The 15,328-nt window shown below is 71.9% G+C and carries 17 protein-coding genes; 5 read left to right on the top strand and 12 right to left on the bottom strand.

Annotation, left to right across the window (positions count from 1 at the left end):
- Positions 1–171 precede the first annotated feature (171 nt).
- Both ACFW1I_RS30000 and ACFW1I_RS30005 read right to left on the bottom strand, forming a co-directional pair.
- Complete coding sequence (locus tag ACFW1I_RS30000) at positions 172–3,438, bottom strand: N-6 DNA methylase (RefSeq protein ID WP_384675783.1); 3,267 nt, start codon at positions 3,436–3,438, stop codon at positions 172–174.
- Between the two features lie 611 nt (positions 3,439–4,049).
- Complete coding sequence (locus ACFW1I_RS30005; RefSeq protein WP_255325241.1) at positions 4,050–4,175, bottom strand: hypothetical protein; 126 nt, start codon at positions 4,173–4,175, stop codon at positions 4,050–4,052.
- A 118-nt stretch (positions 4,176–4,293) separates the two neighbouring features.
- On the opposite strand from ACFW1I_RS30005, the gene ACFW1I_RS30010 reads away from it, so the two are divergent.
- Positions 4,294–4,476, top strand: coding sequence for a hypothetical protein (locus ACFW1I_RS30010; protein WP_384675785.1), 183 nt, complete (start codon positions 4,294–4,296; stop codon positions 4,474–4,476).
- A 200-nt stretch (positions 4,477–4,676) separates the two neighbouring features.
- On the opposite strand, the gene ACFW1I_RS30015 is transcribed toward ACFW1I_RS30010, so the two are convergent.
- The 6 genes from ACFW1I_RS30015 to ACFW1I_RS30040 all read right to left on the bottom strand — a co-directional run bounded on the left by ACFW1I_RS30015 (position 4,677) and on the right by ACFW1I_RS30040 (position 8,493).
- Positions 4,677–5,408 (bottom strand): DUF6230 family protein, encoded by a 732-nt coding sequence (locus ACFW1I_RS30015; RefSeq protein ID WP_384675787.1) that lies wholly within the window; start codon positions 5,406–5,408, stop codon positions 4,677–4,679.
- Positions 5,405–6,025 carry a hypothetical protein gene (locus tag ACFW1I_RS30020; protein WP_384675789.1) on the bottom strand — a complete coding sequence of 207 codons (621 nt, stop codon included), beginning with the start codon at positions 6,023–6,025 and terminating at the stop codon, positions 5,405–5,407. The genes ACFW1I_RS30015 and ACFW1I_RS30020 overlap by 4 nt, the downstream gene beginning before the upstream one ends.
- Entirely contained in the window at positions 6,022–6,450 is a 429-nt protein-coding gene (locus ACFW1I_RS30025; RefSeq protein WP_384675791.1) for a DUF6114 domain-containing protein, read from the bottom strand. Before ACFW1I_RS30025 ends, ACFW1I_RS30020 begins: the two co-directional genes overlap by 4 nt.
- A complete protein-coding gene (locus ACFW1I_RS30030) occupies positions 6,444–7,184 on the bottom strand; it encodes a DUF6230 family protein (RefSeq protein ID WP_384675793.1) in 741 nt (246 codons plus the stop codon). The genes ACFW1I_RS30025 and ACFW1I_RS30030 overlap by 7 nt, the downstream gene beginning before the upstream one ends.
- Positions 7,181–7,669 carry a DUF6114 domain-containing protein gene (locus tag ACFW1I_RS30035; RefSeq protein ID WP_384675795.1) on the bottom strand — a complete coding sequence of 163 codons (489 nt, stop codon included), beginning with the start codon at positions 7,667–7,669 and terminating at the stop codon, positions 7,181–7,183. The genes ACFW1I_RS30030 and ACFW1I_RS30035 overlap by 4 nt, the downstream gene beginning before the upstream one ends.
- A 143-nt stretch (positions 7,670–7,812) precedes the next feature.
- Complete coding sequence (locus tag ACFW1I_RS30040; protein ID WP_384675797.1) at positions 7,813–8,493, bottom strand: DUF6230 family protein; 681 nt, start codon at positions 8,491–8,493, stop codon at positions 7,813–7,815.
- A 243-nt stretch (positions 8,494–8,736) separates the two neighbouring features.
- On the opposite strand from ACFW1I_RS30040, the gene ACFW1I_RS30045 reads away from it, so the two are divergent.
- A complete protein-coding gene (locus tag ACFW1I_RS30045) occupies positions 8,737–9,372 on the top strand; it encodes a TetR family transcriptional regulator (protein ID WP_384675799.1) in 636 nt (211 codons plus the stop codon).
- Between the two features lie 52 nt (positions 9,373–9,424).
- On the opposite strand, the gene lepB is transcribed toward ACFW1I_RS30045, so the two are convergent.
- A complete protein-coding gene (gene lepB / locus ACFW1I_RS30050; RefSeq protein WP_384675801.1) occupies positions 9,425–10,036 on the bottom strand; it encodes a signal peptidase I in 612 nt (203 codons plus the stop codon).
- A 127-nt stretch (positions 10,037–10,163) separates the two neighbouring features.
- Positions 10,164–11,276, bottom strand: a complete 1,113-nt coding sequence (locus tag ACFW1I_RS30055; protein WP_384675803.1) for an AraC family transcriptional regulator — start codon at positions 11,274–11,276, stop codon at positions 10,164–10,166.
- A 224-nt stretch (positions 11,277–11,500) separates the two neighbouring features.
- Between ACFW1I_RS30055 and ACFW1I_RS30060 the strand changes: the two genes are divergently transcribed.
- A complete protein-coding gene (locus ACFW1I_RS30060; RefSeq protein ID WP_384675805.1) occupies positions 11,501–11,917 on the top strand; it encodes a Rieske (2Fe-2S) protein in 417 nt (138 codons plus the stop codon).
- A gap of 42 nt (positions 11,918–11,959) precedes the next feature.
- Here ACFW1I_RS30060 and ACFW1I_RS30065 read toward each other — a convergent pair whose 3' ends face one another.
- A complete protein-coding gene (locus tag ACFW1I_RS30065) occupies positions 11,960–12,625 on the bottom strand; it encodes a cysteine hydrolase (protein WP_384675807.1) in 666 nt (221 codons plus the stop codon).
- A gap of 102 nt (positions 12,626–12,727) precedes the next feature.
- Here ACFW1I_RS30065 and ACFW1I_RS30070 point away from each other — a divergent pair, with 102 nt between their 5' ends.
- A complete protein-coding gene (locus ACFW1I_RS30070) occupies positions 12,728–13,195 on the top strand; it encodes a pyridoxamine 5'-phosphate oxidase family protein (RefSeq protein ID WP_031013273.1) in 468 nt (155 codons plus the stop codon).
- Between the two features lie 85 nt (positions 13,196–13,280).
- On the opposite strand, the gene ACFW1I_RS30075 is transcribed toward ACFW1I_RS30070, so the two are convergent.
- Complete coding sequence (locus ACFW1I_RS30075) at positions 13,281–14,183, bottom strand: LysR family transcriptional regulator (RefSeq protein WP_384675810.1); 903 nt, start codon at positions 14,181–14,183, stop codon at positions 13,281–13,283.
- Positions 14,184–14,256: 73 nt separating this feature from the next.
- On the opposite strand from ACFW1I_RS30075, the gene ACFW1I_RS30080 reads away from it, so the two are divergent.
- Entirely contained in the window at positions 14,257–15,285 is a 1,029-nt protein-coding gene (locus ACFW1I_RS30080) for a DMT family transporter (RefSeq protein WP_384675812.1), read from the top strand.
- The last annotated feature ends 43 nt before the right edge of the window (positions 15,286–15,328 follow it).

Genomic DNA, 15,328 nt, shown 5'->3' on the forward strand with positions numbered 1-15,328 from the left:
CACCACCCCCCCAGCCCGACCCACACACCTACCTCGGGGCGGGTGTGAGTCTATGTGTTTCGTCACCGCCGGCGCCTCGCCCCCGCCGCCGCGCCCCCCCCCCACCCCGCAACGACCAAGACTCGCTAATCGGCTCAAGCAGTACCCAGCAGCCGCGCATCCCTCGCAAGATCAATTCTGGTTCTGGGTGGTGTACGGGATTGTCAGCTCGTGCTCCTCCAGGCTGCGTAGAACTGCCGTGCCATGTGAAGTGCTGTTGATCAGGAACAGTTCCCGCGTGCGGCAGTCCGGGCACAGGCTGACCATCGCCAATGGCCATAGATCGATCGGGACGCCTGACGGGTTACCGTCGACATATATCCTGTCCGGCCGCAGGGGGTGGTTGATCGGCCTGCTGAACGGCTCCCAGCTCGGGTGGCTCCCTCGTAGCCTCAGGCCCACAGCCTGGAAGGATGAATCATCGAGGTATTCACAGCGCTCCACCCAGAACCAGTCGGTGCTTGACAGCCAGTTAACCGAGTTGAGCGCCGATACCACATAAGGTTCGAGCTTTTCGACGTCCTCGTCGAGTTCGTGATTCCTGCGCACCCCGTGAGCGTGGTGGGAATTGTTACGGTGATCCTTGATTTCCTTCAGGAGCGATAGCGTGACGCCGTGTTCGCGGAGCGCGAGGAGTTCCGGCAGCTGAGGTGTGGGGACCTCATCCGTAAATTTCTTGATGAGCGTGGTCCAGGTGCCAAAGGTCGCCCCATGACCGATAGTCTTGCGTAGGGAGCTGGTGAAGCTCCCGTGGTGCGCGATGAGTTCGCGCAAGGCAAGGACGCCCAGCGTGCGCGCCGTTCCTTCACCAAGCTTGAGCAGTCCATCCTTCCGCTCGGCCGGGTGGGTGCTCACGCGGTAACGCCGCGCGAGAGCGGCTACGTGAAATGGATAGCTTGCCTCCGCACGCCACACGGGGTCGTCGAAAGGGCGCACCAATTGTCCCGCGAGGCGCGCTTCGCGGGCGATGAACCGGATGGACTGACGGATCTCTGCAATGCGTGTCTCGGGGCCGGCGAAGACGTTCGGCAAGATGCCGTCCGTCGCCATTCGTAGCGCATGACGGCCCTCCTGCACCTCTTCCAGTAGATCCTCGACCTCCGGGGCGGAGACCAGCTCCACTGGTACCGGCGTGTCGAGCAGCTCTCGGGCTTGCGGGTAAGCCGCGTTTTCCTTGCGGGAGTTGAGCCACTCACATAGTCCACGACCGCTCCCGGGGGTGGGGTGCAGTACGAATAGCCGAGTGACTGCGTCACCGAACCCTGCAGGCAGAAGGCGCCAGTTACCAGAGCGCCCGACCAAGTCGCCGCCCGTGCAGGGTGTCAGTTCGGAGTCGTCCAGTTCGGCATCCGGCAGTTCCAAGGCCGAGTCGACACTGTGCAGGTAGGACGCCGTGAGGTGCTTGGGCGGGATGGGCTCTGCCTCGCCGCGTCGCGGACGGCGCAGCTTGACACGCTCTGTCTCAAGCTGCGCGAAGGCACGCAGCGGCCCGAACTCTCCGTCAAGCTCCGCGACGTAGAAGAGCGAAGTCCGGATGGCGCACCCGAGCCGGGTCTTCGCATCGTCGAGCCAGGCATCTGGAGCGTGGGGCAACACCTCTTTACGGAAGTACTCATCAGGATCGTCCCGCAACGGCACGACGACAAGGTCACGCAACTCCGGATCAGGTTCCGTCACACCTCGGCGCTGCTGCACTTCTCCTTGGCCATCGCGCACCCCGATCGCGTTTCGGACGCTCCTTTCGAAGGCGGCACCTCGCGGCCAGGTCTGGCCGGCGGCCGCGACCGCGTCCCGCAGTGCCGAGAAGGCGTCGGAGCCGGTGGTCCAAGACGTTCCGACGAGCCCACGCAGCGCGCCGACCACCTTCTCGGGGTGGTCCCCTCGTTGGATCGGCCGCAGGGAGGTGAGCTGCTGCAAGCCGTCGGTGGTGAGTTCGAAGCGCAAACGCAGGGGGCGCTCGATGACGATCTGCCGGTACAGCAGGTCCTCGTTCCGCACGACACTCACCTGATCGCGTGGAGATCCGCCGACCGGAGCCGACAGCGCCTCTTCGTAAAGCCGGACGATCTTGTCGAGTTGATCGGGGCCGAGGTACTTCCGCTTGCTGCCCGATGACTGCCGGGTCTTCTGCCAGTGGTCCTGTGCCTTGACCAGGGCCACCCTGCCCCTGTGCGCCGACTCCTTGCGATTACTCAGGACCCACAGGTACGTACTGACGCCGGTGTTGTAGAAAAGCTGGTCAGGCAAGGCGACGATGCCCTCGAGCCAGTCGTTCTCGACAATCCATCGCCGGACGTCGGACTCACCCAGACCAGTGGCTCCCCCCTGCATGGGAGAGCCGCTGAAGAGGACCACGACACGACTGCCACCATTACCAGAAGCGTCCACCGGCTTCATCTTCGCCAGCATGTGCTGAAGGAAGAGCAGCGATCCGTCGCTGACGCGCGGCAGCCCGCCACCGAACCGTCCTGCATCGCCCAGCTCATGCTCGGCGCGGACCTGCTGCTCAGCGTGCTTCCAGCTGAGACCGAATGGAGGGTGCGCCAACAGGTAGTCGAAGCGCTGATCGCCGAAGCGGTCCTCCCGCAGGACGTTCCCGAACAGGATCTGCCCCGGGTCGCGTCCGCTCATCAGCATGTTGGAGCCTGCGACGGCCCAGGTCTCAGCGTTGATCTCCTGGCCGTACAAGGACACATGCGCCTCGGGGTTGGCGGTCTCGATGCGCCTGGCCACCTCCTCGAGCAGTCCGCCCGTCCCGCAGGCCGGGTCATGCACCGTGCGGAGTACGCCAGGCGCATGCTGATCGGGCCGCACCAGCAGTGCAGACATCAGCCGGCCGACGTCACGGGGGGTGACGTGCTCGTCGGCGCCAGTCCCTCCTGCCTGGTCGGCAGAGCGCCGTACGAGGTCCTCGAACACGAACCCCATGTCGTCGGCAGAGAGGGGCGCCCCTAGATCCATGGAGAGGAACCGGCTGACGACGGCATACAGCAGCCCAGTGTGGTGCAGCCGTTCGACGGTGCGGTCGAACTCGAAGCGCTGGAACACGTCCCTGACGTTCTCGGAGTAACCGCGCACGTACTCACGCAGCAACGCCACCGAACTACTCGGATCAGCGACGACAGCATCCAGGGCGTAGCAACTGGCATTGAAGAAGGGATGGCCAGAGGCGCGGCGGAGCGCAAAATCCCGGTACGAGTCCGGATATGCACCTCTGTCCGCCAGTTTGGCCGATGCGTCCAGCACCTCCTGGCGCGTGGGCTCGAGCAGGCAATCCAAGCGCCGCAGTACGGTGAACGGCAATACGACGCTGCCGTACTCGGATGTCTTGAAGTCCCCGCGAAGAAGGTCCGTGAGTGACCAGATATGCCTGGAAAGCTGCGTCCCCGGATCGCTCATGACATTCCCCTCCGACCACCCGACCCCTCCCGCACCTCGGGCGGATCTGCACACAGTCAATGGATCTTACGCAGGGGACATCACTGCGACGGCCCATCCCTCGCCAATCAGCCAGCGCCACTCGCCCGGCAGCAGCCCGTGCCCCACGATCCCCACCTGACGTGACCGGCGTCAGCAGCCCTCATCGCAGCCGGTCGCCACGCTGGCCAGCTCCTTCCGAGACAACCAGCCATCATTGCGGCTGGTTCGAGGATGGCGACGCATTCCACGTGATGCGTTACCGGAAAGACGTCGGCTTACGGCGGTGGGTTCGAACTTGAGCCTGCTCAGGCAAAGTCAGACTCACGCCTTGCGCTCATCCACTCAGCGCCATGCTTCTCCCCTGCCTCGCAGGCAGTCACTCAACGTGCCCTTGGCAGCACCTCCGGTGGCATGACGTCCCGTGCCACCCAGGCCCGCCGCAACGTCACTTCCTGGGGAGAATCTGGGGAGTATCGACGGGCCTGGGGAGCGCGTGGGGAGAATCGGCCGCGTAACGCAGCACGATCCCGAAAGACGCTGAAAGATCTATCCGCGCAGGTCAGGGGCGGGCACAGCCGCATCGATGCAGGTCAGCGCCACCAGGTAGACAACTTCATGACGTACGTGCCGAGATCGTCGGCCTCGACGATCCCCGGGAGCGATCCGCCCTCGCGCAAGGGCGTGACGTAGCGGGTCGCCGTCACTTCGGTAAGCATCGGCCCAGGCTATCCGGCCCGGTCCGGCGCGGCCGGGCGGGAACCGGCGGGCGTGCGGCGGAGTCCTGGGGTCAAGGGGACGGGGCCGGGGGGCTCCACGGAGGATCAGGGGGAGTTCATGGATCTGTTCGACTTCGAGGCGGGCGGCGGGCGGGACCACTCGGCGGAGGTGGGAGGCCACGGCTGCGGCTGGGGGACGGTCCTCTTCCTCGGCTTCTGCGTCCTGCTCGTCGTGCTGGCCCAGTGGGCCTTCGGCGCGGTGGGCGCCTTCTTCGGCTGGCTGCTCGGACTGCTGGACTGAGACCGGACCGGGACCGGACCGGACCGGCGCGGGCGGGCGGGCGGCGGCGCGTCCGGCGGGCCGCCGCCGTCGGGCGCCCCGAGGACGTGCCGAGGACGTGCCGGCGCCGGGCGCCGAGGACGGACGGGAGCGTGTGGATCTCGGGTGGTCTTGCCCGCAGGATTACGGAGCCGTGTGCCGCCGGGCGGGACCGCTCCGCCTCAGGGCGTCCCGGGGGTCCCGGAGGGGGCGGCCGGCGGCGGGCAGGCGACCGTGCCGGGCTTGACGGAGAGCTTCAGGCGGGGCGTGGTGAGCAGTCCGGGGATCTGGAAGTCCTGGGCGGTGCCGGTGATCCGGTCGAACTTGGCGTACCGGGCCTGGATGCCGAAGCGGTGCTGCGGGGCGCCCAGCGGGTTGGGCACGTAGGCGCCGGTGGCGTCCTTGACGGTGCGGACGTCGGCGCCGTTGACGTTGAGGTCGACGACGCCGTCCATGTCGAGCTCGCCGGTGGCGTTCCTGAGGTCGAGGACGGTGTTCCGGGTGCGGATCTCCCAGGAGCCGGGGTTGTCGTCGCCGAGGGTGAGCAGCAGGGTGTACGTGGCTCCCGCGATCTGCTGCCGCCGGCTGAGGCAGAGTCCGTTGAGGACGCCGTCCGCGAAGCCCATCCGCAGCACCCGCACGCTGCCGGCCGTGCCGTCGGCCCGTACGACCTCCTGGTCGACGACGGCGGCGCCGTACTGCGTCCCGTACAGGCTGCTGGTGGTGAAGTCGACGGGCTGGTCCTGGACGCGCAGGCCGACCGCGAGGGCCCCGGTGGCCATCGCCGAGCCGAGGCCGCCGGCGGCGAGGAGGGCGGGGGCGGCGACGGCGAGGGCGCGCCACCAGTGGGTGCGCCCCTCGGGGCGGCGAGGGCGGCGAGGGTGGTGGGGGCGGAGGGGGGCTGGGCGGCTCATGGCGTGGTCACCGTGATCGTTCCGGGGAGGTGGACGGGGTTGTCGGTGGAGTTGAGCTCCGCGTGGTCGTCGACGGTCCTGATCGCGTAGATGTCGCCCGCGAACTCCTCCGCCCCGGCGGTGAGCGGGATGATCGAGCCGAAGAAGTCGAGCAGCCCCTGGACTCCGCAGATCTTGAACAGGACGCGGACGCAGACGTTGGTGATGTTCCCCCACATGGTCGTGGTCTCGGGCTGGCCGGCGCTGTCGTAGCCGCCGAGGGAGCCCTCGTTCGGCACGTCGATGACGAGGGTGTGTCCGTCGGCGCGCTGGGTGACGTTCATGTGGGAGCGGATCTTCAGCTTGGTGAAGGTGTACTTGTTGGTGACCCGGGTGGTGCCGTCGGAGAGCCGGATGGTGACCCCCTTGTCGACGGTCAGGGAGACCGCGACCATGCTGTCGATCGTCACGTGCAGCGGGTACGGGCTGGGCAGGAACGGTACGCCGAGCGGTTCCACGGCCGCGGGCGGGCGGCCCGCGGCGCTGCTCGGCCGGCCGGAGGCGAGCGCGGTGGCGACGGCGAGCAGCAGCGCGGCCACCACCGCGAGCGCCTTGCGCCGCTCGCGTACGCCGGTCATCCCTCCACCGCCTCGGGTACGGCCGCGGGGGCGGCGGCGCGGGGCCGCCGGGCGCCCCAGCCGACGGTCATCGAGCCGCCCAGCACCCCGAGGGCCATGCCGAGGAGGAAGCCGCCGAGGTTGGAGACGACGAGCGAGACCACGGCGAGGACGCAGCCGATCAGCCCGAAGGTGTAGCGCTGCCGGGGCGCGGCGATCGGGATGAGTCCGCACAGGATCATCCCGCCGCCGACCAGGTAGCCCGCGATGCCGCCGAAGCCGGTGCTGACGATGAGCTGCACCGAGCTGAGGGAGAACTTGAGCACGGTCCAGCCGCCGGCCACCAGCCACACCCCGCCCCAGAAGGGGCGGGTGCGGCGGAAGGCGCGGAACCAGGCGGCGGCGGTCCGGAATTGTGCGAATGCCCTGCCCGGCCGGCTCAGCATGAGGTGGCCGTTCCGGCGACGACCCTCAGTTTCAGGTCGGGCAGCACGAGCGCCCCGGCCATCTCGGCGTCGTAGGCGGTGGCGTGGAGGCCGTGCAGCTTGATGGAGCTGCCGCCCTCGCCGCCGGCCGAGCCGAGGCCGAAGCCGCCGGGGAGCGCGCCGGTGAGCGGCTTGCCGGCGACCGTGACCTGGTCGGCGGACTGGCCGAGGACCGCGTTCTGCAGGGTGGTGGGGCCGTACGCCTGGAGTTCGGTCGCCTGGATGTAGAGGTTCGAGGCGTCGATGTCGGTGGTGAAGGTCGCGGGCGGGGCCGCGGTCACCGTCTGGCCGCCGGTCAGCAGCAGCGAGTACGGCACGCCCGCGATCGACTGGTGGACGATCCCACAGAGTCCGGCCAGCCCGGCGCTGGCGAAGCCGACGCGCGCCATCGCGGTGTTCGTGGTGGTGGAGCCGTCCGGGCGGCCCACGGCGGGGGTGTTGACGATGGCGCCGAAGCCGGTGCCGGAGACGCCGTTGGAGGTGAGGGTGAACGGCTGGCCGGTGACGCTGAAGTTGGCGGCGAGGGCTCCTTGTGCGATGGCCGCGCCGAGTGCCGCGACGGCGAGGCAGGAGGGGACGAACGCGAGGGCGCCGCGGCCCCAGCGGGTGCCGCGCCGGGTGCCGTCGGCGGCCTCGGCGAGCATCCGGGCGTTCCATTCGGAGGCGGCGCGGGCGCCGACGTGGAGGGGGTTCATGCGGATCCGCTCCCCAGGGACGCGGGGGACGTCGGCGTCCCGTCGGTGGTACGGGCGCGGCGCAGGAGACGGCCGCGGCGCCCGGCGGGCTTCTCCGGCAGCCAGCCGAAGGCCATGGCGCCGCCGAGGACCGACAGGGCCATGCCGACGAAGAGGCCGCCGAGGTTGGACAGCGGGAACGAGGCCACGCCGGCGATGACGGCGATGGTTCCGGCGGTGTGGCGCTGGCCGGGCAGGGCGAGGACGAGCAGGGCCATCGCCATGATGACGACGCCGCCCGCCATGCCGGCGATGCCGCCGACGCCGACCTGGAGGATCCGGCCGAGCGGGGCCATCGGCAGGAAGAAGATCACGAAGCCGCCGAGGGCGATCCAGATCGCGGCCCAGAAAGGGCGGGTGCGGCGGAAGCGGCGGAAGGCGCGGCGGGCGCGGGCCGGGCCGGAGGGCGGTGCTCCGGGCGTCTCGGGCGGATCGTCGGTCGTCACGGGGGCCTCACAGGAAGGGTCCGGGAAGGGGCGGGCGGTCGGCCGGGGCCCGGGGCGGCGCGCCCCGCGGTGGCGCGCCGTCCCGGTCCGGGTCGTGCGGTGGTGCGCTGGTGCCGTGGTGCTCATGCGGTGCGGAGGGGGTGTCAGCAGCCCGTGTCGCCGTGCTTGATGGCGATCGCGAGGTCCGGCAGCGTGATGGCGCCGGCGATCGTGGCGCCGTTGGCGTCGGCGTTCAGGTTGCTGATGTCGGTGCGGCCGCCGGTGGCGTCGAGGCCGAACTGGCCCGCGGCGCCGTCCTGGATGCCGGTGGCCTTGATCCCGGCGCCGTCGGCCGCGGCGCCGATGACGTTCGGGGTGGCGTCGCTGGCGTTCAGGGTGGCGGTGGCCGCCTTGAGCGCCTGCGCGTCGAGGATGAGCTTGTTGGCCTGGAGCCCGGCGCCGTTGGCCAGCTGGTCACTGGTGAGCGGGGTCGCGGCGGCGGGCGAGGAGATGTTGAGCGACCAGGTGCCGAGGCTGCCGATCACCGGCAGGTTGACCGACTGGGTGGCGTGGACGCAGATCCCGTCGAGGCCGGCCTTGGCGATGCCGACCTGCGCGGCACCCTTGGGCCCGCCGGCGTCGATCGTGTGCATGACGGCGCCGATGCCCTGCGGGGCCGCCACCGTCTTGGAGCTGAGGGTGAACGGCACGCTGGTCAGGGAGAGGTTCGCCGCGAGGGCGCCCTGGACCATCGCGGTCGCCATGGCCGCGACCGCCGCGCAGGCGGGGACGGCGAGGAAGGCCGATCTGCGCCAGCGGGTGACGCCTCTGGGCTCGTTCTGCATGAGGGTTCTCCAACCGTGGATCCGCGCGGAGGGCGCGGGGTGGATGAGGGACAGCCGTACGTCCGGGGCCGGAGGCCGGGGACGGCGGACACTCTGTGGCTGCCTGTTCGAGAATTGGACACTATGAGAAGTTGTGTCAATAGCGCGGACAGACTTGGCAGTTCTGACGCCGGGGCGCGGAGGCGGGGCACGGGCCGGGGCACGGGCCGGGGGAGGCCGCGGGGGCTGCTCTACGCTGGCGCGATGGCACGCTTCAGGGAGACGGTCCGGACACTGCTGCGCGAACGCCTGCTGGACGCCGCCTTCGACCGCGTGGCGGAGCACGGCTTCGCCAAGCTCCGCATGGCGCACGTGGCCGGCGACGTGGGCGTCAGCCGGCAGACCCTGTACTCCGAGTTCCCGTCCAAGGACGCGGTCGGCGAGGCCCTGTTCCGGCGCGAGCTGGAGCGCTGCCTGGTCGGCATCCAGCAGGCCCTGGACGCGCACCGGGACGACCTCCGCGCGGCGGTGGAGGCGGCCGTCGCCTTCACGCTGACGCTGGCCGGCCGCAATCCGCTGATCAAGGCGATGCTGACCAGCGCGGGCGAGGACGGCCTCCTCCCCTATCTGACGACCCGTTCGGCCGCCGCCTTCGATCTGGCGACGGCGATGGCGGGCACGTACGTGGCGGAGACCTGGCCCTCGGTCGACCCGGTCGCGCGCGAACTGGCGGTGGACGCGGCGGTCCGCCTGACGGCGAGCCATGTCGTCCAGGCCGCCTCCTCGCCCGAGGAGTCGGCCCGCCGGATCGCGGACACGGTGGTACGGGTCGCCCTGAGCACCGGTACGGAACGGCTGCCGGGCGTCACCGCTCCCACGGCGGCCGGCGCCCGCGCCTGAGGCGGGCGGCGTCCCACCACGGGCGGCCGTCCCCGAGCCGGGCGCGGAGCCGCTACGGCGGCCGGGGTCCCGCGTACTCCTCCAGGACGGGCCGGTTGCCGAGGCCCGGCGCCGTCGAGACGGGGTAGGCGCGCAGCCCGACCCGCCCCTCGACCCGGTCGATCGCGCCCCAGCCGTACTGCCGGGAGTCGTCGGAGAGGTCGGGGTTGTCGCCGAGGTAGAAGAAGCCGCCCTCGGGCACGGTCCGCAGCGCGGCGCGCGCCGATCCCGTGCCCTCCGTCGAGCAGCACGCCCCGGCGCGCAGGGCCCTGCCCTCCCACTGGGGCGCGACCACCCGCCGGACGGGTCCCGTGCCGCCCTCCTGGAGCAGCACCTGGAAGGGTTCCCCGCCGGTCGAGACGATCGCCACCCGGTCGCCGGGCACGCCGATCACCCGTTTCACCAGGAGGGAGTCCTGCCGGCCGCCGCGCAGCAGGACGACGTCGAAGCGGCGCACCCGGCCCTCCGAACCCGGCGAGACGAGGATCCGGTCGCCGGGGCGCAGGGTCGGGTCCATGCTGGACCCGTCGACCCGGACGCCGAGGGCGGTCACGGCCACTCCCGCGAGCAGACAGAGCAGGGCACCGGTCCCGAGCACGGCGCCGACGGCACGGCCCGCCCTCATCGGCGCCCCTCGCGGCGTCGCTTCCGGTGGCCGCTGCGGCCGGGGTGCGGTACGGCCCCGGACCGGTCGAATTCGGTCATGGCGGGACGGTAGGCCGGGCGGTGGTCGGCGGCTGTGACCGTACCGCTCAGCCTTGTTGACCGCGCGTCAACAAGGCGTCGGGGGCGGGTACGGGGACGGCACCCCGGTCGCGGACCTGGTAGGCGCGCGGGGTCTCGCCGGTCCAGCGGCGGAACGCCCGGTGGAAGGCGCTGGGTTCGGAGAAGCCGAGCTGCCGGGAGAGCCGTTCGATGGAGACCCGGCCCGCGGTGAGCTCCGCGATGGCGTGATCCCGTCGCACCTGGTCGCGCAGCCGCTGGTACGTGGTGCCCTCGGCGGCCAGTTGTCGGCGGAGGGTCTGCGGGCTGACCGAGAGCCGCTCCGCGAGTTCCTCGGGCGTGGGCACGGGCCCGGCGGGGAGCGCCCGACCGATGAGGTGGCGCACCCGGCCGGTGGCCGTGCTCCCCCACTCGGAGCAGACGAGCACGCCGTCGGGGGCGCGGCGGAGGAAGCCCGCCAGGGCGTCCGCGTCCCGCAGCACGGGTTCGTCGAGGTCGGCACGGTCGAAGACGGCGGCGGTGCGCCCGGCGCCGAAGACGCAGGGGGCGCCGAACAGCAGGGCGTACTCGGCGGCGTGGCGGGGCTCGGGGTGGGCGAACTCGACGCGGCGCAGCCCGACGCGGCGGCGGACGAGCCAGCCGGCGAAGCGGTGGGCGACCAGGACGGTGGCCTCGACGCCGAAGTGCAGCGGGTCGTCGTACCCGGAGACGTCGAACTCCAGCCGGACCTCGTCGGGCCCCTCGTCCTCCCCCGCGGGCGCGGGCGGTTCGACGAGCCGGAAGCTCGGGCCGCCCGGGAAGAGGGAGTAGAAGGTCTGGGCGCGGTGCAGCGCCTCGCGCAGGTCGCGGCTGCCGTGGACGACGACGTGCCCCATCATCGCGAAGGTGCCGACCTTGGTGGGGGCGCCGCCGAAGCCGATCAGCTCGTCGTCGAGGGCCGCCCACAGCAGCCGGACGAGCCGCCCGAACCGTCGGGAGGGGACCCGGTCGGGGCCGCCCGCGGGGGATCCGGGGAGCAGTTCGGCCGGGAGTCCGGCGCGGGCGAGCAGCGGTCCGGCGGCGAGCCCGCGCCGCTGGGCGCCCAGCAGGACGGCCCGTACGTGGTGCGCGTGGACCGACCCCGACGCCGACGCCGTCCGCATGCCCGTCGCCTCCGTTCCGGCCGTGCCGGCCCCCGCCCGCCGGATCCTCGGCGCACTTGACACTTCACCTGATGGATGTCCAGGTTCGGACACTCTAATGCGGACTGTCAGGCGCGTGGGGGGAGTCTGCGGCGAACAGGGCGTACGTCACAGCGACTCCGTCTACCGTCGCTCCAGGAAGCGCCGGTGAGGCACCGGCGCGGCGGTACGGGAGAGGGGCAGGCATGAGCGGAGTGGCACGGCGGACCGTGGTGGCGGCCGGCGGGGCGGGGCTCGCCGCGGCGGCGCTGGCCGGGTGCGGGGGCTCGAACGCGGAGGGCGACACCGGCACGGGAGGCGCGGACGGCGCCCCGCAGGGCCCGCTCGCGAAGACCGGGGACATCCCGGTCGGCGGCGGCAAGGTCCTGGCGGACAAGGGCGTGGTCATCACCCAGCCGAAGGCCGGGGAGTTCAAGGCGTTCTCGTCGAAGTGCACGCACGCGGGCTGCGCGGTGCGCGAGGTGAAGGACGGCGTGATCGTCTGCCCGTGCCACCAGAGTCAGTTCGACATGTCGGACGGCAGCGTGAAGTCGGGCCCGGCGACGTCGCCCCTGCCGCCCGAGCCGATCGAGGTGAAGGGCGAGGAGATCTCCTTCGGCTGAACGCGGAGCGGCGCCGCCCCGCTCACCCGCCGTGAGGGCGCGTCAGCCGCCCGAGTTCCCGGCGGAGGAGGCGCGGCGCGGCGCCTTCCAGGCGGCGAGCAGGTCGTCGGTGGTCGCGATGGTGGCGACCAGGGCGAGGGTGTTGCGGATCATCGCGGGGGTGTAGTCGGCCGGCACCCCCGCGATGGCGTCCTGGGGGACGACGACCGTGTAGCCGAGGTTGACCGCGTCGAAGACGGCGTTGGGCACCGCCACATTGGCGGACACTCCGGTGACGACGAGGGTCCGGCAGCCGAGGTTGCGCAGCAGCGCGTCCACCCCCGTCCCGGCCAGCGGGGACAGGCCGTGCAGCCGCCGTACCACCAGGTCCTCGTCCGCCACCCGGATCGGCTCCGCGACACGGACCGCCGTCGAGCCGCTGTGCTGTTGCACAGGAAGCCGTGCGGCGGCCCGGAAGAGGCGCGCGTTGGCGTTGGAGCCGCGCCCGTCGGGGCGCCGTTCGGCGACGGCGTGGACGACCTGGACGCCGGCGCCGTGGGCGGCGTCGACGAGCCGGGCCACATTGGCCAGGGCGCCCGACCTCCGCGCGACGGCGGCGAGTTCGGGAAGGGCGCTCCGCGCGCCGACGACCCCCTCCTGGCACTCGACGGTGAGCAGCACGACGCCGTCCGGACGGAGCCGCTCGTCGAGCTCTTCCCTGCGACCCATCGCTCCCCCTCGTCTCCGCGTCCCGTCGCTGCCTCTTGCACCGGCGCGGACGCGCACCCATGATTTCTGACGTCTCATCAGAAATCCAGAAGGGTGCGGACGATGACCGTCGCACAGCGCCGTGGACGCCGGATCATGATGACCCCGGAGGAGCTCGACTCCTTCCTCACCGAGCAGCGCACCTGCCGGGTGGCGACCGTCTCCGCCGACGGCCGTCCGCACGTCAGCGCGCTGTGGTTCGCGTGGGACGGCACCTCGCTCTGGCTCTACTCGCTGACCCGCAGCCGCCGTTGGGCCGAACTGCGCGCCGACCCCCGGCTCTCGGTCCTGGTGGACGACGGCGAGGAGTACGGGGAGCTGCGCGGGGCCGAGCTGTCGGGGACGGCGGTCTTCGTCGGCGAGGCGCCGCGCACGGGCGAGCCGTGCCCCGGACTCGACGCGGTGGAGCGCCTCTTCGCGGCGAAGAACTTCGGCCTGGACGCCATGCCGCACGACGGCCGGCACGCCTGGCTCCGGCTGACCCCGGACACCGTCACCACCTGGGACTTCCGCAAGCTCGGCGGGGCGTGACCCCAGGGCCACCGGGACCACTCGGTCCACCCGGACCACCAGGTCGACCGAGGCAACCGGATCGACCAGGGCCCCAGGGCCCCGGTCAGCCCGCGTGCGGCCGCCCCGCCTCCCGCAGCGCCTCGACGACCGCGCGCAGGGAGGGCCGGCGGCCGGCGTCGGTGCGCCAGGTGGCGTAGATGTGCCGGCGCATCTGCTGCCGTACGGGCACGCAGACCACGCCGTCCGGGTGGGGCCGGCCGAGCCGGGGCGTGACGCACACCCCGAGTCCGGCGGCGACGAGCGCGAGCTGGGTGTGGTGCTCGCCCGCGAAGTGGGCGATGCGCGGCTCGATGCCCTGGGAGCGGAGGGTGAACATCAGCCAGTCGTGGCAGAACTCGCCCTCCGGCCAGGACACCCAGTCCTCGTCGGCGAAGTCCTCCAGGTCCACCGCCTCGCGCCCGGCGAGCCGGTGCCCGGCAGGCAGGGCGACGTCCGCGGCGTCGTCGAGCAGATGGGCGCGCTCCAGCTCGCCGGGGACCGGCGCCCGCCGGTTGCTCCAGTCCAGGACGATGGCGAGGTCGGCGTCGCCGCGCAGCACCGCCCGTACGCCCTGCTCGGGCTCCAACTCGGCGGTGCGGACCCGCAGATCGGGGTGGCGGGCGCGCAGCGAGGCGAGGGCGGCGGGGAAGAGGCCGCGCGCGGCGGTCGGGAAGCCGACGAGCCGGACCTCGCCGACGACCTGGCCGCGCTGGGCCTCGATGTCGGCCTGGGCGAGCTGGACGTGGGAGAGGATCCGGGCCGCGTGCTCGGCGAGCAGCATGCCCGCGTCGGTGAGCCGCACCCCGCGCCCGTTCTTGGCGAGGAGCCGCTGCCCCACCTCCCGCTCCAGTTTGGACAGCTGCTGGGAGACGGCGGAGGTCGTCACGTGCAGTCCGTCGGCGGCGCCGCTGACGGAGCCGTGCCGGGCGACGGCGTCGAGGGTGCGCAGGCGCTCCAGGTTCAACATGTAAGCAATGCTAAGCGAAGGGGTCGACAGAATCTCGCTTGTTCTACGACATCGGTGCCGTCACCCTGAGTACATGAGCCACGAAGCCGCCTCCGCCCCCTCGCCCGGACCGTCCCCCTCCCCCGCCCGTCGCTCCCTGCGCGCGCACCTCCTCGACTGGCGGGTCCGCTTCGGCGTCCTGGCCCTGATCTGGGGCTTCAGCTTCCTGTTCATCAAGGTCGGCACGGAGGGCTTCGCGCCCTTCCAGGTGACCTTCGGCCGGCTGCTGTTCGGTACGGCGGTGCTGGCCGTGGCGCTGGTGGTGAAGCGGGACCGGCTGCCGCGCGGGGCCAGGACGTGGGGGCACCTGACGGTGGCGGCGTTCCTGCTCAACGCGCTGCCGTTCTCGCTCTTCGCGTACGCGGAGCTGACGATCCCGTCGACGCTGGCGGGGATCTGCAACGCGACGACCCCGCTGTGGGGCATGGTCCTGTCGCTCGTGGCGCTCTCCGAGGACCGGCCCACCCGGGTGCGCGCGGCCGGTCTCGGCATCGGCTTCATCGGCGTCCTGACGGTCCTCGGCGCCTGGCAGGGCTTCTCCGGCCTGGACGTGACGGGCACGGCGCTGGCGCTGCTCGCCTCGTTCAGCTACGCGGTCGGCTGGATCTACGTCCGCCGCACCCTGAGCGGGACCGGCGCCTCGCACCTCTCCCTGGCGACCGGCCAGGTCGGCCTGGCCACCCTGCAGCTGGCCCTCGTCACCCCGCTCTTCACCACCCTCCCGGAGTCGGTCGAGCTGCTCCCGCTGCTCTCGGTGATCGCCCTCGGCGCCCTCGGCACCGGCTACGCGATGCTGCTCCAGTACGGCGTGGTCGCGGAGGTCGGCCCGACGACGGCGTCGATGGTCACGTACTTCATCCCGGTGATCGCGACGGCGGCGGGCGTGGCCTTCCTCGGCGAGCAGCTCGCCTGGAACACCCCGGTGGGCGCCGTCGTGGTCCTCCTCGGCGCGGCCCTCACCCAGACCCGCACCTCGGCGCGGACCCCGGCCCCCTCCCGCACCACGCCGGCGCCCGCGCCCGCGCCCGCCGAGGCGTCGGCCAGAAGCGCGGCCCGCACCTGACCGGCCCCCTCCCCCGTCGCGGGCCCGGTCCCGGCCTCAGCCG

The sequence above is a fragment of the Streptomyces sp. NPDC058955 genome (genome assembly GCF_042741435.1).
Lineage (GTDB): Bacteria > Actinomycetota > Actinomycetes > Streptomycetales > Streptomycetaceae > Streptomyces.